This window comes from Mycobacterium sp. 852014-52450_SCH5900713, from assembly GCF_001667075.1.
GTDB lineage: Bacteria > Actinomycetota > Actinomycetes > Mycobacteriales > Mycobacteriaceae > Mycobacterium.
Window position 1 is genome coordinate 1 of record NZ_LZIL01000050.1, and the last position, 22,050, is coordinate 22,050.

The 22,050-nt window shown below is 67.7% G+C and carries 18 protein-coding genes and 1 pseudogene; 10 read left to right on the forward strand and 9 right to left on the reverse strand.

All coding sequences use genetic code 11. The annotated features are described in order from the left end of the window. A pseudogene (locus tag A5773_RS14225) lies at positions 1-96 on the forward strand (type VII secretion protein EsxI); the annotation flags it as partial. A 78-nt stretch (positions 97-174) separates the two neighbouring features. Here A5773_RS14225 and A5773_RS14230 read toward each other — a convergent pair. Beyond that, positions 175-1,539: a PPE family protein gene (locus tag A5773_RS14230; RefSeq protein WP_067791369.1), complete on the reverse strand. Its 1,365-nt coding sequence runs from the start codon at positions 1,537-1,539 to the stop codon at positions 175-177. A gap of 423 nt (positions 1,540-1,962) precedes the next feature. Here A5773_RS14230 and A5773_RS14235 point away from each other — a divergent pair, with 423 nt between their 5' ends. The 9 genes from A5773_RS14235 (at position 1,963) to A5773_RS14270 (ending at position 12,630) form a co-directional block, all read left to right on the forward strand. Further along, positions 1,963-2,736 carry a response regulator transcription factor gene (locus A5773_RS14235; RefSeq protein ID WP_066954770.1) on the forward strand — a complete coding sequence of 258 codons (774 nt, stop codon included), beginning with the start codon at positions 1,963-1,965 and terminating at the stop codon, positions 2,734-2,736. Further along, a complete protein-coding gene (locus A5773_RS14240) occupies positions 2,733-4,259 on the forward strand; it encodes a cell wall metabolism sensor histidine kinase WalK (protein WP_066954767.1) in 1,527 nt (508 codons plus the stop codon). Before A5773_RS14235 ends, A5773_RS14240 begins: the two co-directional genes overlap by 4 nt. 151 nt (positions 4,260-4,410) lie before the next feature. Beyond that, positions 4,411-4,551, forward strand: a complete 141-nt coding sequence (locus A5773_RS26530) for a hypothetical protein (protein WP_231989234.1) — start codon at positions 4,411-4,413, stop codon at positions 4,549-4,551. Next, the gene (gene kdpF / locus A5773_RS26770; RefSeq protein WP_156659595.1) at positions 4,548-4,637 is read left to right on the forward strand and encodes a K(+)-transporting ATPase subunit F; all 90 of its coding nucleotides are present in this window, start codon (positions 4,548-4,550) and stop codon (positions 4,635-4,637) included. The genes A5773_RS26530 and kdpF overlap by 4 nt, the downstream gene beginning before the upstream one ends. Further along, positions 4,637-6,307: a potassium-transporting ATPase subunit KdpA gene (gene kdpA, locus A5773_RS14250; RefSeq protein ID WP_066954764.1), complete on the forward strand. Its 1,671-nt coding sequence runs from the start codon at positions 4,637-4,639 to the stop codon at positions 6,305-6,307. The genes kdpF and kdpA overlap by 1 nt, the downstream gene beginning before the upstream one ends. Continuing rightward, the gene (gene kdpB, locus A5773_RS14255; protein ID WP_067264352.1) at positions 6,307-8,451 is read left to right on the forward strand and encodes a potassium-transporting ATPase subunit KdpB; all 2,145 of its coding nucleotides are present in this window, start codon (positions 6,307-6,309) and stop codon (positions 8,449-8,451) included. The genes kdpA and kdpB overlap by 1 nt, the downstream gene beginning before the upstream one ends. Position 8,452: 1 nt before the next feature. Beyond that, on the forward strand, positions 8,453-9,373 hold the full coding sequence (locus A5773_RS14260; RefSeq protein WP_067791371.1) for a potassium-transporting ATPase subunit C: 921 nt from the start codon (positions 8,453-8,455) through the stop codon (positions 9,371-9,373). Between the two features lie 12 nt (positions 9,374-9,385). Further along, on the forward strand, positions 9,386-11,953 hold the full coding sequence (locus tag A5773_RS14265) for a sensor histidine kinase KdpD (RefSeq protein ID WP_067264345.1): 2,568 nt from the start codon (positions 9,386-9,388) through the stop codon (positions 11,951-11,953). After that, positions 11,950-12,630 carry a response regulator gene (locus tag A5773_RS14270; protein ID WP_066954753.1) on the forward strand — a complete coding sequence of 227 codons (681 nt, stop codon included), beginning with the start codon at positions 11,950-11,952 and terminating at the stop codon, positions 12,628-12,630. Before A5773_RS14265 ends, A5773_RS14270 begins: the two co-directional genes overlap by 4 nt. Before the next feature lie 27 nt (positions 12,631-12,657). On the opposite strand, the gene A5773_RS14275 is transcribed toward A5773_RS14270, so the two are convergent. The 8 genes from A5773_RS14275 to mfd all read right to left on the reverse strand — a co-directional run bounded on the left by A5773_RS14275 (position 12,658) and on the right by mfd (position 21,996). After that, the gene (locus A5773_RS14275; RefSeq protein WP_067264342.1) at positions 12,658-12,987 is read right to left on the reverse strand and encodes a hypothetical protein; all 330 of its coding nucleotides are present in this window, start codon (positions 12,985-12,987) and stop codon (positions 12,658-12,660) included. Positions 12,988-13,087: 100 nt separating this feature from the next. Next, positions 13,088-14,032, reverse strand: a complete 945-nt coding sequence (locus tag A5773_RS14280; RefSeq protein WP_066945039.1) for a Ppx/GppA phosphatase family protein — start codon at positions 14,030-14,032, stop codon at positions 13,088-13,090. Beyond that, positions 14,026-14,514 (reverse strand): DUF501 domain-containing protein, encoded by a 489-nt coding sequence (locus tag A5773_RS14285; RefSeq protein ID WP_067264356.1) that lies wholly within the window; start codon positions 14,512-14,514, stop codon positions 14,026-14,028. The genes A5773_RS14280 and A5773_RS14285 overlap by 7 nt, the downstream gene beginning before the upstream one ends. Continuing rightward, positions 14,507-15,217 carry a septum formation initiator family protein gene (locus A5773_RS14290; protein WP_369817363.1) on the reverse strand — a complete coding sequence of 237 codons (711 nt, stop codon included), beginning with the start codon at positions 15,215-15,217 and terminating at the stop codon, positions 14,507-14,509. Before A5773_RS14290 ends, A5773_RS14285 begins: the two co-directional genes overlap by 8 nt. Next, complete coding sequence (gene eno / locus A5773_RS14295) at positions 15,198-16,487, reverse strand: phosphopyruvate hydratase (RefSeq protein WP_067265329.1); 1,290 nt, start codon at positions 16,485-16,487, stop codon at positions 15,198-15,200. Before eno ends, A5773_RS14290 begins: the two co-directional genes overlap by 20 nt. Before the next feature lie 68 nt (positions 16,488-16,555). Next, entirely contained in the window at positions 16,556-17,284 is a 729-nt protein-coding gene (locus A5773_RS14300) for a lytic transglycosylase domain-containing protein (protein ID WP_156622475.1), read from the reverse strand. A gap of 87 nt (positions 17,285-17,371) precedes the next feature. Further along, a complete protein-coding gene (locus tag A5773_RS14305) occupies positions 17,372-18,337 on the reverse strand; it encodes a nucleoside triphosphate pyrophosphohydrolase (RefSeq protein WP_067791375.1) in 966 nt (321 codons plus the stop codon). After that, positions 18,334-21,996: a transcription-repair coupling factor gene (gene mfd, locus A5773_RS14310; protein ID WP_067791378.1), complete on the reverse strand. Its 3,663-nt coding sequence runs from the start codon at positions 21,994-21,996 to the stop codon at positions 18,334-18,336. The genes A5773_RS14305 and mfd overlap by 4 nt, the downstream gene beginning before the upstream one ends. Positions 21,997-22,050: the final 54 nt, after the last annotated feature.

Here is a 22,050-nt window from a genome sequence, read left to right on the forward strand (position 1 = left end):
ATCTACGAGCAGGCCAACGCCCACGGGCAGAAGGTGCAGAGCGCCGGCAGCAACATGGCCAGCACCGACAGCGCCGTCGGGTCCAGCTGGGCCTGACACCGCGTCTTCACTCGAAAGGGCCCGCACACCACGGTGTGCGGGCCCTTTTTGTTTCGAATGCCTTGCGGCCCTGCCTTATCCGGCCACCGGCGAACGCGGGATGAGTGAGGGACGAAACCCGATCCGGTGAACCGCACCGTCGGACTCGCGGCCGACCATGGCGCCCAGCGGCAGCCTGGACATCCCGGCTGGCTGCGCCGGCGTCGTCGCGGCACCCCACCCGCTCGGCATGGCGTTGGCGGCGGGCAGCGGCGTCACCGACGACGCCGCGCCGGCCCAGCCCGGCGGCACCGACAAGGTCCCAAGCGAGGCTCCTTGACCCACGCTTGCCGCGGTGCCCCCGCCGAGACCCCCGAGCGAGCTCGTGTTTCCGAGGCCGCCCAACGCTTGCGGTCCGGAAGCGCCCTCCGCCCCCAAAATCGAGCCCGCGCCCTCCATATCGAGGGCCAAACCTTGGTAATCGAGGCCCAGCCCCTTGTAATCGAGACCCAACCCGTAGAGGTCTATGCCGATTCCACCGCCGTCGGCCCCGAAGCCCGCGGCGTCGGAGCCCAGGCCGGCCACATCGGAAAACAGCCCGGCCGCGTCGCCGGAGGCGGCAACCCCGCCGAGCGAGGACGCCAGGCCGGACGCGGTGCCCAAGCCGGCGTTCGCGGTCTTGGTGGCACCCTTGCTGGTACCGGTCAGGCTGGACAGCGCACTGAGCGGGGCGGACGCCCCCGACGACCCGAGTGACGCCCCGGTGCCCATCGCTGCCTGCGACAAACCGGTGCCGGACGTCGATCCCGGGGTCGACAGGCTCTGCAGCGCCTGCGGCACCGACGACATCAGGTGCGCCGAAGCCGTCTGGGCGGTGCTGCCGGCCTGGGCGCCGGTCGCCTGGGTTACGGCACCGGCTTGGCCGGCCACCCCGCCCTGATTGGTCGTCCGGGGCGGTGGCGCGAACGCGCCGAAGGCCGCGGCGGACGCCGAGCTGGCGGCGTAGGTGTACATCGCGGTGGCGTCCTGGGCCCACATCTCGCTGTACTCGGCCTCGGTGGCCATGATCGCCGGCGTGTTCTGCCCGAGGAAGTTGGTGGCGATCAACGCGATGAGTCGCGCACGGTTGGCCGCGATGAGCGGCGGCGGCACCGTCATCGCATACGCCCCTTCGTAGGCCGCCGCGGCGGCCGTGGCCTGGACCGCCGACTGCTCACACAGCTCGGCGGTGGCCCGCAGCCACACCACGTAGGGCGCGACCGCGGCGGCCATCGACATCGACGTCGGGCCCGCCCACTCTTGAATCAAGGTCGTGATCACCGATTCATATGCGCCGGCGGCCGAGTTCAACTCGAGGGCCAGTGAGTCCCATCCCGCCGAGGCGGCCAGCAGCGTCGCTGGCCCGGGCCCCAGATACATCCGACCGGAGTTGACTTCCGGCGGCAACGCGCCAAAATCCATTACTTTCCTTTAACTAGTTTGCCGACGCGGCGGCGCCGTGAGTATTGCGCCAACGAGCCCGAAATTGCGAAAAGCGTTCCACGCAGCCAGTTTTGGTACGCGAGTCAGGACTCCGTCGTCCTCCGCATCGAGGCTACGCATTCACCTGTCACCACATACGACGAAATGCAGCGCCTTGCAAAGAAGTCAAACCCGTTCTCCCGCGGCGGGATTTGTACATATCGCCTGGAATTGGTCGGCAGATCAAACCAACGGCGGTGCGAATCCGGCTTTTTGGCAAATCAGCTCATCTCAAGCTGGCTGATGTGACTCATATAAAACTCATATTTGAGTGCCTTCGCGGTGACTCGCCCCGCCCGCAACATTTGAGCGTCCTATGAACTTCGTGACAGTTAGGTGTGTGGCTTGCCAGAATGTAGGAACATGACCGCAATGTCGGGTTACGCGGGTGGCCAACGCCCTCGCCAGGCCATCCTGGGGCAGCTGCCCAGGATTTACCGTGCCGACGGGTCACCGATCAGGGTCCTGCTGGTCGATGACGAGCCGGCGCTGACCAATCTGGTGAAGATGGCGCTCCACTATGAGGGATGGGTTGTCGACATCGCCCACAACGGGCGCGAGGCCCTCGCCAAGTTCGACAAGGTCAGCCCCGACGTGCTCGTGCTCGACATCATGCTTCCCGACGTGGACGGGCTGCGAATCCTGGAACGCATTCGCCAGTCCGACGCCTACACCCCAACGCTCTTCCTCACCGCGCGGGACTCGGTAATGGATCGGGTCACCGGTCTGACCGCCGGCGCCGACGACTACATGACCAAGCCGTTCAGCCTCGAGGAGCTCGTTGCCCGGCTACGCGGGTTGCTGCGCCGTTCCGGCCAGCAGTCGCCCCCGGCCGCCGAGACCCTCAAAGTCGGCGACCTGAGACTCGACACCGCCAGCCGCGAAGTGACCCGCGACGGCACACAGATCTCGCTTTCCTCGACCGAGTTCGAACTGCTGCGCTTCCTGATGCGCAATCCCCGTCGCGCGCTGAGCCGCAGCGAGATCCTCGACCGCGTCTGGAACTACGACTTCGCCGGGCGCACCAGCATCGTCGATCTCTACATCTCGTATCTGAGAAAGAAGATCGACTCCGGCCGCGAACCGATGATTCACACCGTGCGCGGTGTTGGATACATGCTGCGGCCCACGGAATGAGCCAGGACCGGGACGCCATGTCCGGGGACCTTCCGCGTTGGCTACCCCGTTCGTTACGCCGCCAGCTGCTATTGGGCGTATTGGCAGTAGTCAGCGTCGTGTTGATGACGGTCGGGATCGTGTCCGTGCTGAGCCTGCGCGGCTACGTTACCGCGATGAGCGACGCCGACGTCGCCGAGTCTTTGGACGCGTTGGGCCACTCGTACACGAAATACCTTAGGGGCGAACAGGACCCGGCCGGCGGGGCCAAGCCACTGACGGATGCGATGCTGCAGTTCACCGATCAGACGCCGGGGAACCTGATCGTGGTGCTGCACAACGGCACCGCGATCGGGTCGGCGGTCTTCTCGGAAGCCGAAGCACGGCCCGCACCCCCCGACGTGGTCCGCACCATCGAGGCGCAGTCGTGGGCAAACGGCCCGCCACGAACCGAAAACCTGGGCAGCCTGGGCTTCTATCGGCTCAAGAGCCACGTCGATGGACCGGACGTGCTGGTTGCCGGGGTGTCGCTGAACCTCGCCGACCGAATCATCGCCCGCAAACAGGTCACCACCACCCTGCTCATCGCGGCGGCGTTGGCGGTCACCGCCGGCCTCACCTTCTGGGTCGTCGGTTACACCCTCCGACCGTTGCGCCGGCTGGCCGGTATCGCCGCCGACGTCGCCGCCATGCCGCTGACCGACGACGACCATCGCATCAGCGTCCGGGTGCGGCCCAAGGACACCAACCAGCAGAACGAGGTCGGCATCGTCGGCCACACCTTGAATCGGTTGCTGGACAACGTGGATAGTGCGCTGGCGCAGCGCGCCGAATCCGACCTGCGGATGCGGCAATTCATCACCGACGCCAGCCACGAGCTGCGGACCCCGCTGGCGGCGATCCAGGGATACGCCGAACTCACCCGCCAAGACAGCTCGGAGCTGCCGCCGACTACCGAATACGCGCTGGCTCGCATCGAGTCCGAAGCGCGGCGCATGACGCTGCTTGTTGACGAGCTGCTACTGCTCTCCCGCCTGGGCGAAGGACAAGACCTGCAAAGCGAGGACGTCGACCTGGCCGACCTCGTCGTCAACGCCGTGAACGACGCGGCGGTCGCGGCGCCGACGCACCATTGGGTGAAGGACCTCCCCGACGAGCCGGTGTGGGTTCGCGGGGATCATGCGCGGTTGCATCAGCTCGTCAGCAACCTGCTGCACAACGCTCGGGTGCACACCCCGCCCGGGGTCACCGTGACAACCGGGATCACCTGCCACCGCGACGGGCCCGAGGCGCCGTCGGTGGAACTGACCGTCGCCGACGACGGCCCCGGCATCGACCCGGAGCTTCTCCCCCGCCTGTTCGAACGGTTCGCCCGGGCGGACAACTCCAGGCTCAACAGCTCGGGCACCGGGCTCGGCCTGGCCATCGTCAATTCGATCGTCAAGGCCCACCACGGCTCGGTCACCGCCGAATCCAGCGAGGGCAGAACGGTTTTCCGGGTCCGGATTCCGATGATCGATGGCCCGGGCGCCGAGGCCGGATAGTCACACGGTTTTTCGCGTGCCGGCGGGCGTTAAGAAACCGTAAAGGCGCCCCGCGGCACCGTTAGGAAAGTGTCAACCAAAGGCCCTAGCCCCGCGGTGCCAGCTAATTTCAAGCTGAACTTGCCTCCGAGATAGCGCTGTGGCTGCCTCGATGAGGTCCTTTCGTATGCACGCGATGGGCGCGGAACGGAGACAAGATGGGCTCGGAATGGGTGTAGTGGCTTTCGTCCTGCTCACGGTGGCGGTGTTCGCCGTCCTTGGCCTGGTGCAGAAGTTGGTCGAGCGGCTGTGAACTACGAAAACATCGTCGGCTTAGTGCTTTCCGTCCTTCTCGCCTTATTTCTCGGCTGCGCTCTGCTCTTCCCGGAGCGGTTTTGATGGGCGAAACAACCGCAGGGCTGGTCTTTCTGGCCGTCCTTGTCGTGGCCCTGGTCGCGGTGCATGTGCCCTTGGGCGACTACATGTATCGGGTCTACACATCGAGGAAGGACGGTTACGCCGAGCGGGTGATCTACCGCCTAGTCGGGGTTGACGCGCGCTCGGAGCAAACCTGGGGCGCCTACGCGCGCAGTGTGCTGGCGTTCTCGTCGATCAGCATCCTCTTTTTATTCGTGTTCCAACTCGTGCAAGGCACATTGCCGCTGCATCTGCATGACCCTGCCACCAAGATGACGCCGGCCCTGGCATGGAACACCGCCGTCAGCTTCGTCACCAACACCAACTGGCAGGCCTATTCCGGCGAATCGACACAGGGCCACCTGGTCCAGATGGCCGGCCTCGCGGTGCAGAACTTTGTTTCCGCCGCCGTCGGCATGGCGGTGGCGATCGCGCTGGTGCGGGGATTCGCACGCACGCGCACAGGCGAACTGGGGAACTTCTGGGTCGACCTGGTGCGCGGCACGCTGCGGATTCTGCTGCCCATCGCGACCCTGGGCGCGCTCCTGCTCATCGCGGGAGGTGCGATTGAGAACTTCCACTTGAACGACCAGGTCGTCACCGCCCTCAACGGGGCGCAGCAGACGATCACCGGCGGCCCGGTGGCCAGCCAGGAGGCCATTAAGGAACTGGGCACCAACGGCGGCGGCTTCTACAACGCGAATTCCGCCCACCCGTTTGAGAACCCGACCGCGTGGACCAACTGGCTGGAAATCTTCTTATTGCTGGTGATCAGCTTCTCGCTGCCACGCACGTTCGGGCGCATGGTGGGCAGCAAGAAGCAGGGGTATGCGATCGCATCGGTCATGGCTTCGCTGTACGCGATCAGCGTGACCTTCATGATGTGGTTCCAATTGCGGCACCACGGCACGGTGCCGACCGCGGTCGGCTCGGCGATGGAGGGGGTCGAGCAACGGTTCGGCGTCGCCAACTCCGCGGTGTTCGCCGACTCGACGACGCTCACCTCCACCGGTGCCGTCGACTCCTTCCACGATTCCTACACCAGCCTCGGCGGCATGATGACCATGTTCAACATGCAGCTCGGCGAGGTCGCGCCCGGCGGCACCGGGTCCGGCTTGTACGGAATGCTGATCCTGGCGGTGATCACCGTGTTCGTCGCGGGGCTGATGGTCGGCCGTACCCCCGAATATCTCGGCAAGAAGATCAATCCACGCGAAATCAAGCTCGCGGCAAGCTATTTCCTGGTTACGCCGCTGATCGTGCTGACCGGAACCGCAATCGCGATGGCGCTGCCCGGCGAACGCGCCGGCATGCTGAACTCCGGACCGCACGGCTTGTCGGAGGTGCTGTACGCGTTCACCTCCGCGGCTAACAACAACGGGTCGGCATTCGCCGGGATCAGCGTCAACACCAACTGGTACAACACCGCCCTCGGCCTGGCGATGGTCTTCGGCAGATTCCTGCCGATCGTGCTCGTGCTGGCGCTGGCCGGCTCGCTCGCCAACCAGGGTCAGACACCGGAATCGGCCGGGACGCTGCCCACCCATCGGCCACAATTCGTGGGAATGGTCGCCGGGGTGACTCTGATTCTCGTCGCCCTCACCTTCCTGCCCATGCTGGCGCTCGGACCTCTCGCCGAAGGAATTCACTGATGACCGCCCCGACCGTCGACCTGGCTGAGCAGTCACAGCCCGCCGCGAACAATAAACGGGTGCAAGGCGGTTTGCTCGATCCGAGGATGTTGTGGAAGTCGACGCCGGACGCCCTGCGCAAACTCGACCCGCGTACCTTGTGGCGCAACCCGGTGATGTTCATCGTCGAGATCGGCGCCACCTGGAGCACCGCACTGGCCATCATCAACCCGACCTGGTTCGCATGGTTGATCGTGGTGTGGCTATGGCTCACGGTCTTTTTCGCCAACCTCGCGGAGGCGGTGGCCGAAGGTCGCGGCAAGGCCCAGGCGGAAACGCTGCGCCGCGCCAAGAGTCAGACGTTGGCGCGACGACTCAAGGATTACCGGCCGGGTGCCCCGGCCGTCGAGGAAGAGGTCGCGGCGCCGCTCCTGCAGCAGGGTGATGTCGTCGTGGTCGAGGCGGGACAGGTCATCCCGGGTGACGGCGACGTCGTCGAAGGCATTGCCTCCGTGGACGAGTCGGCCATCACCGGTGAGTCCGCACCGGTAATCCGCGAGTCCGGTGGTGACCGCTCGGCGGTCACCGGCGGAACCACCGTGCTCAGCGACCGCATCGTCGTGCGGATCACCCAAAAGCCCGGCGAGAGCTTCATCGATCGGATGATCGCGCTCGTCGAGGGCGCCAACCGGCAGAAGACCCCCAACGAGATCGCGCTGAACATTCTGTTGGCCGCGTTGACGATCATCTTCGTTTTCGCCGTCGCCACTCTTCAGCCGTTGGCCATCTATTCGAAGATGAACAATCCCGGCGTCCCAGACACCCAGGCGCTCAACGCGAATGGTGTCACCGGGATCGTGATGGTGTCATTGCTGGTCTGTCTCATCCCGACGACCATCGGCGCGCTGCTCTCTGCGATCGGCATCGCCGGCATGGACCGGCTGGTCCAACGCAACGTGCTCGCCATGTCCGGACGCGCGGTCGAAGCCGCCGGTGACGTCAACACGTTGCTGCTCGACAAGACCGGGACCATCACCCTCGGCAATCGGCAGGCCGCCGCCTTCGTCCCCCTCGACGGTGTCACCGATGAACAGCTGGCCGATGCCGCGCAGTTGTCGAGCCTTGCCGACGAAACGCCCGAGGGGCGCTCGATCGTCGTGTACGCCAAACAGCACTTCGGGCTGCGCGCCCGCACTCCCGGTGAACTCTCACACGCCCATTGGGTGAGTTTCTCGGCCGCCACCCGGATGTCGGGCGTCGACATCGATGGGCACCTGCTGCGCAAGGGTGCGGCCAGCTCCGTCGCGGAGTGGGTGCGCGGCCAGGGCGGAAAGGTTCCCCAGCAGCTCGGCGAGCTCGTCGATGGCATCTCCGCCGGCGGCGGCACCCCACTCGTCGTCGGGGAGAGCCGTGACGGCGAGGCCGCGGTGCTCGGCGTCATCCACCTCAAGGACGTCGTCAAGCAAGGCATGCGCGATCGATTCGACGAGATGCGCAGGATGGGAATTCGGACGGTGATGATCACCGGCGATAATCCCTTGACCGCCAGGGCGATCGCCGACGAGGCAGGCGTCGACGACTTTCTCGCCGAGGCGACGCCCGAGGACAAACTCGAGCTGATCAAGCGGGAGCAGGAGGGCGGCAAGCTGGTCGCGATGACCGGCGACGGCACCAACGACGCGCCGGCCCTGGCTCAGGCCGACGTGGGCGTCGCGATGAACACCGGTACCTCGGCCGCCAAAGAGGCGGGCAACATGGTCGACCTCGATTCCGACCCGACCAAGCTCATCGAGATCGTCGAGATCGGCAAGCAGCTGCTGATCACCCGCGGAGCGTTGACCACCTTCTCGATCGCCAACGACATCGCAAAGTACTTCGCGATCATCCCGGCCATGTTCGTCGCGCTCTTCCCCGGGCTGGACACGATCAACATCATGCGGCTACACAGCCCGGAGTCGGCGATCCTGTCCGCGGTGATCTTCAACGCGCTGGTGATCGTGGCGCTGATCCCGTTGTCGCTGCGCGGCGTGCGCTACACACCGAGTAGCGCGTCAAAGCTGTTGAGCCGCAACCTATATATCTATGGCCTGGGCGGCATCGTCGCCCCGTTCGTCGGAATCAAACTGATCGACCTAATCGTCCAATTCGTCCCCGGGATGTCCTGACATGAGCTTCTCGAGTTTCGTTCGCATGCATTGGGCGGCCTTACGCGCGCTGCTGGTGCTCACCGTGATCACCGGCATCGCCTACCCGCTGTTCGTCTGGCTGGTCGCGCAGATACCGGGGCTGCACGACAAGGCCGAAGGGTCGATCCTCACCGCCGATGGGAAGCCGGTCGGCAGTCGGCTGATCGGTCAGCTGTTCACCGATAAGGACGGCAACCCGCTGCCCCAGTACTTTCAGAGCCGGCCCTCGGCGGCCGGCAATGGCTACGACCCGCTGTCGTCGGGCGCGAGCAACCTCGGGCCGGAAAGCATCGTCGACACCCCCGCCGACCCGGCCCAACTGGCGGCCGGCAAGTCCGCATCGGATGCGGGCTTCAAGCCGAGCCTGCTGACAACGGTCTGTTCGCGCAGCGCAGCGGTGGGCCAACTCGAAGGGGTCGACGGTTCGCGGCCATTCTGCACGGGCAGCGGCGTGGGTGCCGTCCTGTCGGTGATCGGGCCCCGCGACGCCCGGGGGAACGTCGTTCACCCCTCCCGGGTGGTCAGTGTCAACGAGCCGTGCAAGGCGGCGACGCCGTTCCTGACCCTCTACGAGGGTGTGCGGGTCGAATGCGCCAAGTACGGCGAGGACTACACGAGCGGCCAGATAGTGCCCATCCGCGGCGCCGCACCCGCCGACCCGGCCGTGCCCGCCGACGCCGTCACCGCCAGCGGCAGCGGCCTGGACCCCGACATCTCGCCGGCCTACGCCGACCTCCAGGTGGCCAGGGTCGCCAAGGCCCGGCATGTCAGCCCCGATCAGATACGTGCGGTGTTGGCGCAGAATCGAAGCGGCCGCACCCTCGGGTTTTTCGGTGAACCGTGCGTCAATGTGTTGCAACTCAACCTGGCACTCGATCACAAATATCCGGTCTCGAGCTAGCGCGATGGGGGGATGATGGTTGACGTGAGTGTCGTTGACCACCGTCCCAAGCGCGGCGAGCTGCGGATTTACCTCGGCTCCGCTCCGGGGGTGGGCAAGACGTACGCGATGCTGGGCGAGGCTCATCGCAGGCTCGAACGCGGTACCGACCTCGTGGCCGGCGTGATCGAGACGCACGGCAGGGCGAAAACCGCTGAGCTGCTTGAGGGCATCGAGTTCGTTCCGCCGCGCTACATCGAATATCGCGGCGGCAGCTTCCCCGAACTCGACGTTCCGGCCGTCCTCGCGCGCAGGCCCCAAGTCGTCCTCGTCGACGAGCTCGCGCACACCAACACCCCGGGCAGCAAGAACGCCAAGCGCTGGCAGGATGTCGAGGAACTGCTCGACGCCGGGATCACGGTGATCTCCACGGTCAATGTCCAGCATTTGGAAAGCCTCAACGATGTGGTCGCCCAAATCACCGGTATCGAACAAAAAGAGACAATCCCGGATTCCATCGTCAGGCAAGCCTCGCAGGTCGAGCTGATCGACATCACACCTGAGGCGTTGCGCCGCAGGCTCTCCCACGGGAATGTGTACGCCTCGGAACGGATCGATGCGGCCCTGTCCAATTATTTCCGGCGCGGAAACCTCACCGCGTTAAGGGAACTGGCGCTGCTCTGGCTGGCTGACCAGGTCGACACCGCGCTGGCGAAGTACCGCGCCGAGAACAAGATCACCGAGATATGGGAGGCCCGCGAGCGGGTGGTGGTGGCCGTCACCGGCGGCACGGAGTCGGAGACGTTGGTGCGACGGGCATCCCGGATCGCCTCGAAGTCCAGCGCCGAGTTGATGGTGGTGCACGTCATCCGCGGTGACGGGCTGGCCGGGCTGTCGGAGGCGCGGATGGCCAAGATCCGCGAGATGGCGAGCAGCCTGGACGCCTCGCTGCACACCGTGGTGGGTGACGACATCCCTACCGCGCTACTGGATTTCGCCCGCGAGATGAACGCTACCCAGCTGGTGATCGGCACCTCGCGTCGGTCGCGGTGGACGCGCATCTTCGAGGAGGGCATCGGCGCGAGGATCGTCGAGCAGTCGGGCAAGATCGACGTGCACCTGGTCACCCACGAGGAATCCAAACGCGGCTTCCGCGCGGCGTCACTGGCGCCCAACGAGCGGCGGGTGGCGTCATGGCTGGCGGCCATCATCGTGCCGTCGGCCATCTGCGCGGTGATCGTGACAGCGCTCGACCCATATCTGGGCACCAGCGGCGACAGCGCACTGTTCTTCGTCGGAGTGCTGCTGGTCGGACTGCTGGGAGGCGTTGCCCCGGCTGTAGTCTCGGCGGTGCTGTCCAGCCTGCTGCTGAACTACTTTTTGACCGCCCCCCGGCACACCTTCACCATCGCCGAACCCGATGCCGCCGTCACCGAACTGGTGCTGCTGCTGGTCGCGCTCGCGGTCGCGGTGCTGGTCGACGGCGCGACCAAACGCACCCGGGAAGCCCGTCGTGCCTCCCAGGAGGCCGAGCTGCTGATCCTGTTCGCGGGCTCGGTGCTGCGCGGCGCCGATCTCGAGACGCTGCTCGAGCGGGTCCGCGAGACCTACTCGCAACGCGCGGTCAGCATGCTGCGCGAACCCGGCGAGGAGGATCGCGCCGGCGGCAGAAAGGCCGACATCGTCGCCTGCGTGGGCAGGGATCCTTGTGCCACCGTCGATTCCGCCGACACCGCGATCGAGGTCGGCGACGACGAGTTCTGGATGTTGCTGGCGGGCAGGAAGCTTTCGGCGCGCGACCGCCGAGTGCTCAGCGCGGTGGCCAAGCAGGCCGCGGGTCTGATCCGGCAGCGCGAGCTGGCCGAGGAGGCCAGCCGGGCCGAGGCGATCGTGCGGGCCGACGAGTTGCGGCGCTCCCTGCTGTCGGCGGTCAGCCACGACCTGCGCACGCCGCTGGCCGCGGCCAAGGTCGCGGTGTCCAGCCTGCGCGCCGAGGACGTCGCTTTTTCGCCCGCCGACACGGCGGAACTGCTGGCCACCATCGAGGAGTCGATCGACCAGCTGACCGCGCTGGTCGGAAACCTGCTGGATTCGTCGCGCCTGGCCGCCGGCGTCGTGCACCCCGACCTGCACCGGGTGTACCTGGAGGAAACGGTGCAACGGGCGCTGATCAGCATCGGCAAGGGCGCCACGGGCTTCTACCGCTCAGCCATCGATCGGGTCAAGGTCGACGTGGGCGACGCCGTGGCCCTGGCCGACCCAGGGCTGCTGGAACGCGTTCTCGCCAACCTGATCGACAACGCGCTGCGGTATGCGCCCGACTGTGTGGTTCGGGTCAACGCGGGGCGGGTGGGCGATCGGGTTCTGATCAACGTCATCGACGAGGGTCCCGGCGTTCCGCACGGGACCGAGGAGCAGATCTTCGAGGCATTCCAGCGCCTCGGCGATCACGACAACAGCACGGGGGTGGGTCTGGGCATGTCGGTTGCGCGAGGCTTCGTCGAAGCCATGGGTGGCACCATTGCGGCCGGTGACACTCCGGGCGGCGGGCTGACCGTGACGGTGGAGTTGGCTGCCCCGAAACCGATGGGTGAGCGATGACTCGGGTGTTGGTGATCGACGACGAGCCGCAGATCCTGCGGGCGCTGCGGATCAACTTGTCCGTGCGTGGATACGAAGTGATCACCGCCTCGAGCGGTGCGGGCGCGCTGCGGGCGGCCGCCGAGCACAAACCCGACGTGGTGATCCTCGACCTGGGCCTGCCCGACATCTCCGGTATCGAGGTGCTGGCCGGCCTGCGCGGCTGGCTCACGGCGCCGGTGATCGTGTTGTCGGCGCGTACCGACTCGTCGGACAAGGTGGAGGCCCTCGACGCCGGGGCCGACGACTACGTCACGAAACCCTTTGGGATGGACGAGTTTTTGGCCCGGTTGCGGGCGGCCGTCCGGCGCAATGCCGCGGCGTCCGAGCTGGAGCAGCCGGTGATCGAGACGGAGGCGTTCACCGTCGATCTGGCCGCCAAGAAGGTCACCAAGAACGACGCCGAGGTCCATCTCACCCCGACCGAATGGGGAATGCTCGAAGTGCTGGTACGCAATCGGGGCAAGCTGGTCGGCCGCGAAGAGCTCCTCAAAGAGGTATGGGGCCCGGCGTACGCCACCGAAACGCATTACCTGCGAGTGTATTTGGCGCAGCTGCGAAGAAAGCTCGAGGACGACCCGTCGCACCCCAAGCATCTGTTGACCGAGTCGGGCATGGGGTATCGGTTCGAGGCGTGAGCGCTGTCGGGATTGTGGTCACATCCGTCACTCGTGAATCTGCGTCGGAGGACTCGACGATTTGCCCGCCTCATAGCGACAACGCGCCGCCTCACGCAGAGCCAGCACGCGCTGATGGATTCGGTGCTCGGTGGAGCGTGGGATGGACCTCGGTCCGTAGCGTCCGCGGCCGACGCGACGCACCCTTTCTCGGCCGATCTCCCAACGCAAGGCGTCCGAGATGACCTTCGAGGCCCGACCGGGGACCTGAAAACCCTGCCGGGTGAGAGCTTCGATCATTTCGCCGATGGTCGCCGGCCCATTGTGGGCGAGGTACGTCGTGAGCACATAACGCAGTTCGATTCCCTGAAGGTTCATCGCCGCACCATCGCATACCCGTGTGACACCCGGCGTTGTCGCTGTGAGGCGGGCAAATCGTCGAGCCCTCCGGCGCGGAAACGCAAGTGGCGGCTGTGACTTACTCCGCGATCGACAGCACGATGCCGTCCAGGATGTCGTGCTCGCTGACGGTCAGCTCGTCGATGCCGGCGCGGGCGCGCAACTCGCGCGCCAACTCCTCGACCACGATCGCACCCCCGCCGATCACGTCGGCACGGCCCTCGTGCATCGGCGGCAGCGCCGCACGTTCGGATCGGGGCATCGCGATCAACCGCTCGCACACCGCCAGCAGATCGCCGCCGGGGACCCGCGAAAGATGAATGGCCGCAGAGTCATACGTCGTCATGTGGTGGGCCAGCGCGGACAGCGTGGTCATCGTCCCGGCCAGCCCGACCCAGGTCCGCGCCCCCTCCACCGGCACGACGCCCAGCGCGACCTCAAGACGTTCACGTACCACCGCGCGGGCCGCCTCCACCTCGTCGGGCGTCGGCGGGTCCGAATGCAGGCAGCGTTCGGTCAGCCGGACGCAACCGATGTCGGCCGAGTAGCTCGCCACCACCGCGTCGCCGCCGACTACGATCTCGGTAGAACCGCCGCCGAGGTCGACCACCACGAAAGGCCCTGCAGCAGGGTCCAATTCGCCTACGGCTCCACGGAAGGAAAGCGCCGCCTCTTCGGCGCCGGTGATCACCTCCGCCACCGCGCCCGGCACCACAGCGCCCAGCACATCGGCCGTCATCGCAAAGAAGACATCACGATTGGCGACGTCGCGCGCGGCCGACGTGGCCACCATCCGCACCCGCTCGACGCCGTGGCGCTCGAGCAGCGACGCGTAATCGGTCAGAGCGCCGCGGGTTCGGGCGATCGCCTCCGGCGCGAACTCGCCCGTCGCATCGACGCCCTGCCCCAGCCGCACGATCCGGGTCTCCCGATGCACGTCGCGCAGCCGGCCGTCGCTCACATCGGCGATCAGTAAACGAATCGAGTTGGTGCCGCAGTCGATTCCGGCGAGTCTGCTCACCATTGGCCCGCCGGCAGAACACCCGACATTGAAGGTTCGGGGGCCAGGATCGCCAGCGCCTCGTCACCGAGTGGATTGCAACCGGGCCCCTTGGCCAGCGAGTGCGCGATCAGCACGTGCAGGCACTTGACCCGGTCCGGCATTCCGCCGCCGGAAAACGTTGTGCCCAGCGGTTCGATCGCGTCCCGTTCGGCCAGATACGACTCGTGCGCCCGCCGGTACGCGGCCGCCAACTGCGGGTCATGCCGCAGCCGCTCGGTCATCTCACGCATCAGGCCCGTCGTTTCCAGCTTGCTCGCGGCCGCGGTCAACACCGGATGTGTCAGGTAGTACAGCGTCGGAAATGGCGTTCCGTCAGGAAGTCTCGGTGCGGTCTTCACCACGCCGGGCTCGCCGTTGGGGCAGCGGTAGGCGATCTCGAGCACGCCGCGCGGCTCCCGCCCGAGCTGACGCGCCACGGCCTCCAGGTCGGCACGATCAACCACCGGGCGCCGTGGGGTTCGCTGGGCCCGGCGGAACGGGACCGGCTGGGCCCGGTTCCGACGGGGCGGGCGGGCCTCCGGCCGGGGGAACATTGGCCAGCGGCAGGTGTGGCGCGTCGGCGATGGTGTGCCAGAGCGACGTGTACCAGGGATCGGTGTTGGCGGGTTTCGCCGCCTGGCTTCCGGGCTCGGAAGGTGTCGCCGCGGTCGGCGGCAGCTGGACCTGGAAGGGGATGTCGCCCGGCTTCACGAAGCCGAGCCGCTCGCGGGCCTGCGCGGCGATGTAGGCCGGGTCGCCGAGTTTGGCCTTCTTCTGCTCGAGTTCGGCGATCTGAGCGCGCAACGCGGCTTCGCTCGCCGTCAACTGATTCATCTCCGTGCGCTGTGCGAAGTAGGTCCGCACCGGGCCGGCGATGGTGAGCGTCAGCACGCAGACGACCGCGGCGAGCACCGCCGCCCGCCGCGCGGTGAATCCCAGCCGCTGCTCGGACCGCTGTTCGACCGATTCGACCGCCTGTCGCTTGATGGGCTCGACGACATGCTCGACCGACCTCGCGCCGGGCTGCTTCGCGGTTTGGGACGGCTTGGAAGACGGCTTGGCCGTGCGGCGGCGCCGAACCGAATCCCCGGCCTTCCCCGGACGCGATGCCGGGGAGCGCCGTTTCGGATCCGGCTTGGCGGGCAAGCTATTTGGCCTCCGGCGCATACCGCGGGAACGCCAGGTCGCCGGCGTAACGAGCAGCGTCGCCCAGCGCCTCCTCGATCCGCAGCAGCTGGTTGTACTTGGCGACACGCTCACTGCGGGCGGGTGCACCGGTCTTGATCTGCCCGCTGCCGACGGCAACCGCCAGGTCGGCGATCGTGGTGTCCTCGGTCTCGCCGCTGCGATGGCTCATCATCGTGCGGTACCCGCTGTGGTGCGCCAGCGCAACCGCATCGAGAGTCTCGGTCAGCGTGCCGATCTGGTTCACCTTGACCAGCAACGCGTTTGCGACACCTTTCTCGATGCCTTCTTCGAGGCGCTCCGGATTGGTGACGAAGATGTCGTCGCCGACGATTTGCACGCGGTCGCCGATCGCCGCCGTCAACGCCGCCCAGCCATCCCAATCGTCTTCGGAGAGCGGGTCTTCGATCGAGATCAGCGGGTAGGAGCCGAGCAGATCGGCGTAGAACTCCGCCATGTGCTCGGCGCTGCGGGTGCTGCCCTCGAAGATGTATCCGGTGCCCTTGTTATAGAACTCGGTGGCCGCCGCATCGATGGCCAGCGCCACATCGGCGCCGAGTTTCAGGCCGGCCGACTCGATGCCCTGGCAGATCAGGTCCAGGGCGGCTTTGGTGTGCGCCACGTCGGGCGCGAAGCCGCCCTCGTCACCCAGGGCGGTGCTCAACCCCTGCTTTTGCAGCACCGACTTGAGTGAGTGGTACACCTCGGCGCCCCAGCGCAGCGCCTCGGTGAAGCTGGGGGCGCCGATCGGGGCCACCATGAACTCCTGGATGTCGACAGCGGTGTGGGCGTGCGCACCGCCGTTGACGATGTTCATCATCGGCACCGGCAGGATGTGGGCGTTGGGTCCGCCGACATAGCGGAACAGCGGCAGCTCGGCTGAGTCGGCGGCCGCTTTGGCGACGGCCAGGGAGACGCCCAGGATCGCGTTGGCGCCCAGCCGGGACTTGTCGGGGGTGCCGTCCAGGTCGACGAGCGCCTGGTCCACCAGCCGCTGGTCGTCGGCGTTGAGCCCGATCACCGCCGGGCCGATCTCGTCGAGAACGGCTTGCACCGCCTTTTGCACGCCCTTGCCGCCGTAACGCTCACCGCCATCGCGCAACTCATGGGCCTCGTGCTCACCGGTCGACGCGCCGGACGGCACCGCCGCGCGGGCAAAAGTTCCGTCGATCAGGGCAATCTCGACCTCGACCGTCGGGTTACCGCGGGAATCGAGGATCTCGCGGGCCCCGACCTGCTCGATAATCGGCACTGAGTTTCTCCTTGCGTTGTAGCTGGTGCCGGCCTCGCCGCCGTTAGCGTAGAGCCTGATACATCCTGCTACAGCGGGTGACCCGCCGCATAAGCGGTCGCCCAGTCGCGCACCGCTCGCGCGTAGACGCCGGAGTTGTTGTAGGCCCGCAGCGCGGTAATCCAGCCGCGCGGCGTCCCCAGATCCTTTCCCCGCCAACACAGGTAACCCGCGGCCGCGAGCGCGGCGTCGTCGATGTTGTCGGGGCTGACGCGGCCGTCGTTGTGGGCGTCGACGCCGTACAACCGCCAGGTCTCGGGGATGAACTGCATCGGCCCCATGGCCCGCACCACCCCGTCGTCGTCGGTCACCGGTTCCTCGCTGTCGACGATGCGCAGGGTGCCCCCGCTGCCGTCCAAGCGGACACCGCGAATGGGGGGGCTCACGTCACCGTTGGGCGCCAGCCGCGCGCCGCGATAGGTGCCGTGGTGGCTCTCGACCTGCCCGATGCCCGCCAGCGTGGTCCACGCGATGTGGCACTTCGGGTTCTCGACCTCGGCGACCCGGGCGGCGTAGGCGTAGGCCTCCAGCGCGATCACCGGGATCTCCAGGGTCGGGGAGCGCTGTTCGGCCCAGGCCCGAAGCTGGTCCGCGGGTCTACCGCTGGCGTGCGTGTCCACCGGCGGCACCGGAGCCCCGGCAGGCGGCGGGACGCCCTCCGGGATGAACAGGCTGAGCTGCCACGTGCAACTGGAGGCCAGCAGCATCGCGGTCGCGCCTATCACGGCGGCCGCGCGCAACCAACGCCTCGGCGACACCATGCTGGTTAAAGCTCCCTCGACTCCCCTGCACCAACTTCGCACAACCATCGTCCCATGGGTCGCGGTGCTGCCCGGTTGCGTTGGTCAGTCGGCTTCGGCCGTGGCGTCGCCCGCGGGCATGTCGGTGGGCCAGTGCGCCCGCCACTCGTCCTCGGTGACCTCGCCGAGCGGGGCCACGTCGAGCTCCTCCGGGACGCCGTCGCCGCGGCGGGTAGCGGCGATCGCCCGCTCCACCCCGCGGACCGCGTCCACGAACTGAAGAACCGCCGCGCGCAGCGCGCCTTCCGCGTCGCCGTCGGCCGACACCGAGACGGAGGTGATCTCGGCGGGGACGAGATCGGCCGGCAGTCCCGCCTTCTCGGCACGCTGAATCACCTTCTGCGCCAACGCCAGTGCCGGTTGGCCGGTGTGCACGTCGTCCATCACCGACTTGCGCGGCTTTTCCGCCGCCTTGCGCTCTTCCCATTGCGCCAGCTGCTCTTCGAGCGAAATGGTTTGACCCGCAAGCACACCTGGCACCCGATTGCCCAGCTTGCGCATCAGCGTGACGGCGACGTCGTCGATGGTGAACGGGAGCTGCGGGGCGTCCTCGGCGATGCGGGCGTGGAAGAGGACCTGCAGCAGCACGTCGCCGAGTTCCTCGCGCAGCGCCTCGGCGTTGCCGCTGCGGACCGCGTCCAGCACTTCGTACGTCTCCTCGAGCAGGAACCTGCGCAGCGAGTCGTGGGTTTGTTCGCTCTCCCATGGGCCGGCGGTGCGCAGTTTGTCCATCATCGCGACCACGTCGACCAGTCGTTCGCCGCGGGGCGTCTCCGGCGCGGAGATCAACCGGGCGCCGGCCGCGAGCCGGGAGGTGACCGCGGGATGCTCGGGGTCCGACGACAAAAGCACCGGCGCGTCATCGCCGGAGTGCGCCGGGCGCGCCGCGGGCAGCGACCACGGCACCGCGACGGGCATCTCCTCGGTGTACTGCACCTCCCCGCCCAGGTGCTCGATGGCCTCCACGGGCACCAGCGACGGGCGGCGCGGGTCGAACAAGACGACGATCATGTCGCCATCTCCTCATCGCTTCGCTGTGCCGGTGACGCACCCGTTATACCAATGTCTATCTGTGGTTTTCCTTGCAGTGCGGTGACCAGATCGGCCACCATCTGCACCAACTCGACGTCGCGGATGCGCGCCGCGCCGACGCCGCCGGCCCGCGGGATCGGCACCTGCACGGTGGAGGTGGTGGCGCGGTAGCCCGCGGCCGGATACATCCGCTTGAGGCGCACCCGGGCCGAATCGGGCAGCGTTATCGGCGAAAGCCGCACCGTCGCCGCCGACGGGGCCGACACCTCGGTGATGCCGGCGGCGCGGCAAAGCAGCCGCAACCGCGCGACCGCCACCAGGCGCAGGGCCGGTTCGGGCAACGCACCGTAGCGGTCGACGAGTTCCTCGATCACGGCCGCGATCTCGCCGTCCGAGCCCGCCGCGGCCAGCCGCCGATAGGCCTCCAGCCGCAGCCGGTCGCTGGCGATGTAGTCCGGCGGCAGGTGGGCGTCCACCGGCAAGTCGATCCGCACATCCTTGGGCTCCTCGGCGGTGGTGACGGTCTGGCCGTCAGCCGCCGCCCGGTAGGCCTCCACGGCCTCACCCACCAGCCGCACGTACAGGTCGAACCCGACCCCGGCGACGTGGCCGGACTGCTCGACGCCCAGCACGTTGCCGGCGCCACGGATTTCGAGGTCTTTCAACGCGACCGCCATGCCCGCGCCCAGCTCGTTGTTCTGCGCGATGGTCGCCAACCGGTCGTAAGCCGTCTCGGTCAGCGGGGCGTGCGGCGGATACAGGAAGTAGGCATAACCCCGCTCGCGGCTGCGCCCCACCCGGCCGCGCAGCTGGTGCAGCTGCGAAAGCCCGAAGGTGTCGGCGCGCTCGACGATCAGCGTGTTGGCGTTGGAGATGTCCAGCCCGGTCTCCACGATCGTCGTGCACACCAGGATGTCGTATTCGCGGTTCCAGAACCCCTGCACGGTGCGTTCCAGCCGCTCCTCGGGCATCTGCCCGTGCGCGACGACCACCCGCGCCTCCGGCACCAGCTCGCGGATCCGGGCCGCCGTCCGGTCGATGGAGCTCACCCGGTTGTGCACGTAGAAGACCTGCCCGTCGCGCAACAGCTCGCGCCGCAGGGCGGCCGCCACCTGCTTGTCGTCCTGCGGCCCGACGTAGGTCAGCACGGGATAGCGCTCTTCGGGCGGGGTCAGGATGGTCGACATCTCGCGTATCCCGGCCAGGCTCATCTCCAGCGTGCGTGGGATCGGGGTGGCGCTCATGGTCAGCACGTCGACGTGGGTGCGCAGCGACTTGATGTGTTCCTTGTGCTCGACGCCGAACCGCTGCTCCTCGTCGACAACGACCAGGCCCAGGTCCTTCCAGCGCACCCCGGTCTGTAGCAGCCGGTGCGTGCCGATCACCACGTCCACCGACCCGTCGGCCAGGCCCTCGATCACGGCGCGGGACTCGGCGTTGTCGGTGAACCGGGATAGCCCCTTGACCGTCACCGGGAAGCCGGCCATCCGGTCGGTGAATGTCTGCAGGTGCTGGTCGGCCAGCAGCGTGGTCGGCACCAGCACGGCGACCTGCTTGCCGTCCTGGACGGCCTTGAAGGCCGCGCGCACCGCGATCTCGGTCTTGCCGTAGCCGACGTCGCCGCAGATCACCCGGTCCATCGGGACCGGCTTCTCCATGTCGGCCTTGACCTCGGTGATCGCGGTGAGCTGGTCGACGGTCTCGGTGAAGCCGAACGCGTCCTCCATCTCCGCCTGCCACGGGGTGTCCGGGGCGAAGGCGTGCCCGGCGCTGGCCTGCCGCTTCGCGTACAACGCGACGAGCTCGCCGGCGATCTCGCGCACGGCGCGGCGGGCCTTGGTCTTGGTGTTGGCCCAGTCGCTGCCGCCCAGCTTGCTCAGCGCGGGCGCCTGCCCGCCGACGTACCGGGACAGCTGGTCCAGCGAGTCCATCGGCACATACAGCTTGTCGGACCCACCGCCCCTCTTGCTCGACGCGTACTCGAGCACCAGGTACTCGCGCCGGGCACCGCCGACCGTGCGTTCCGTCATCTCGACGAACCGGCCGATGCCGTGCTGGTCGTGCACCACCAGGTCCCCGGCCGTCAGCGCCAACGGATCGACGGTGTTGCGCCGCTTGGCCGCCAGCCGCTTGCCCTCGACGGCGGTGGCCCTGCTGCCGGTCAGGTCGGTCTCGGTGATGACGACCAGGTTGGCGCCCGGGATCACGACGCCGTCGTGCAGCGGGCCCTTGAGGACGCTGACGATCCCCAGTTTGAGCGTGGTATCGGCCGCGCCCGGTTCCAGCATCGCCGCGGGGGTGTCGGAGTCGGCCAGCCGCTCGACGACGCGATGGGCGGTGCCGGCGCCAGGGGCGACGACCGCGGCGTAGCCGCCGGTCGATACGTGGGCGCGCAGCATCGCGAAGATCCCGTCGATGTCGTGCTGATGCCCGCGGGCCGACGGCGCCGCCCGAATGTCCAGCTCCATCGCCGACTCGTCGGACAACTGGCTCAACGTCCACCAGGGATGACCCGAGCGCGCCGCCGCGGCGTGCACGTCGTCCAGCTCGGCGAACCCCGACCCGCCGAACTGCGCGACGTCGACGGGGGCGTCGGTGCCCAGCGCCGCGACCGACCAGGACGCCTCGAGGAACTCGCTGCCGGTCTTGATCAGGTCGGCGGCCCGGGTGCGCACTTTTTCCGGGTCGCACAGCAGCACCGGAGTGCCCTCGGCCAGTTGGTCGGTCAGCAGCACGTGTTCGCCGGGCCGCAGGACCGGCAGCAGCGCCTCCATGCCGTCGACCGCGATGCCCTCGCCCAGCTTGGCCAGCATGTCGGTGACGCTGCCGGTGATGGCGGGCTCGGCCCCGGAATGCCGGGCGGCCAGCGCGGCGGCCCGCTCCCGCACGTCGTCGGTCAGGAGCAGTTCGCGGCAGGCCACCGCGATGACCGTCTCCACCTCGATCTCGGGTATGGAGCGCTGGTCGGCGACGGAGAACATCCGCATCTCGCTGACCTCGTCGCCCCAGAACTCGATGCGCACCGGGTGCTCGGCGGTCGGCGGGAAGACGTCGAGAATCCCGCCGCGCACGGCGAATTCACCGCGCCGGCCGACCATGTCGACCCGCGTGTAGGCCAGCTCGACCAACCGGGCGACGACCTCGGAGAAGGCGATCTCCTGGCCGACGCTGAATGTCACCGGCTCGAGCAGGCCCAGCTGCGGGGTCATCGGCTGCAGCAGCGAGCGCACCGCGGTCACCACGACGCGCAGCGGTGGGCCCAACCGCGCGTCGTCGGGATGAGCCAGCCGCCGCAGCACCGTCAGCCGGGCGCCGACGGTGTCGACTCCCGGAGAGAGCCGCTCGTGCGGCAGGGTCTCCCAGGACGGGAAGGCCGCCACGGCGTCGCCGAAGACGCCGCGCAGTTCGGCGGTCAGGTCATCGGCTTCACGCCCGGTCGCGGTGACTACCAGCAGAGGACCCAACCGCTCCAGCGCGCTGGCGACGAAAAGCCGCGCGCTGGCAGGACCCACCAGGTGCAGCTCGGCCGGTCGCTCGGCCGCGCTTTCGATCAGTTGCTGGAAGGTCGGCGCGGTGAGCGCCAATTCAACGAGCCCCGCGATCGGGAGTTCTGGGCGAGCAGGCCCCGGTGCGGTCATGATGAATCCATTCTAGGGGCGCCAGAATTCGTCAATTTTGAGCCTGCCGCCGTC

Excerpts from the sequence above, each read along its gene's own strand:
- A5773_RS14305 (WP_067791375.1), bottom strand. The coding sequence starts at position 18,337 with ATGATCGTCGTCTTGTTCGACCCGCGCCGCCCGTCGCTGGTGCCCGTG.
- A5773_RS14260 (WP_067791371.1), top strand. The coding sequence starts at position 8,453 with ATGAGCTTCTCGAGTTTCGTTCGCATGCATTGGGCGGCCTTACGCGCG.
- A5773_RS14270 (WP_066954753.1), top strand. The coding sequence starts at position 11,950 with ATGACTCGGGTGTTGGTGATCGACGACGAGCCGCAGATCCTGCGGGCG.
- A5773_RS26530 (WP_231989234.1), top strand. The coding sequence starts at position 4,411 with ATGAGGTCCTTTCGTATGCACGCGATGGGCGCGGAACGGAGACAAGAT.
- A5773_RS14290 (WP_369817363.1), bottom strand. The coding sequence starts at position 15,217 with ATGCGCCGGAGGCCAAATAGCTTGCCCGCCAAGCCGGATCCGAAACGG.
- A5773_RS14275 (WP_067264342.1), bottom strand. The coding sequence starts at position 12,987 with ATGAACCTTCAGGGAATCGAACTGCGTTATGTGCTCACGACGTACCTC.
- A5773_RS14280 (WP_066945039.1), bottom strand. The coding sequence starts at position 14,032 with ATGGTGAGCAGACTCGCCGGAATCGACTGCGGCACCAACTCGATTCGT.
- mfd (WP_067791378.1), bottom strand. The coding sequence starts at position 21,996 with ATGACCGCACCGGGGCCTGCTCGCCCAGAACTCCCGATCGCGGGGCTC.
- A5773_RS14240 (WP_066954767.1), top strand. The coding sequence starts at position 2,733 with ATGAGCCAGGACCGGGACGCCATGTCCGGGGACCTTCCGCGTTGGCTA.
- kdpB (WP_067264352.1), top strand. The coding sequence starts at position 6,307 with ATGACCGCCCCGACCGTCGACCTGGCTGAGCAGTCACAGCCCGCCGCG.
- A5773_RS14265 (WP_067264345.1), top strand. The coding sequence starts at position 9,386 with ATGATGGTTGACGTGAGTGTCGTTGACCACCGTCCCAAGCGCGGCGAG.
- kdpA (WP_066954764.1), top strand. The coding sequence starts at position 4,637 with ATGGGCGAAACAACCGCAGGGCTGGTCTTTCTGGCCGTCCTTGTCGTG.
- A5773_RS14230 (WP_067791369.1), bottom strand. The coding sequence starts at position 1,539 with ATGGATTTTGGCGCGTTGCCGCCGGAAGTCAACTCCGGTCGGATGTAT.
- A5773_RS14235 (WP_066954770.1), top strand. The coding sequence starts at position 1,963 with ATGACCGCAATGTCGGGTTACGCGGGTGGCCAACGCCCTCGCCAGGCC.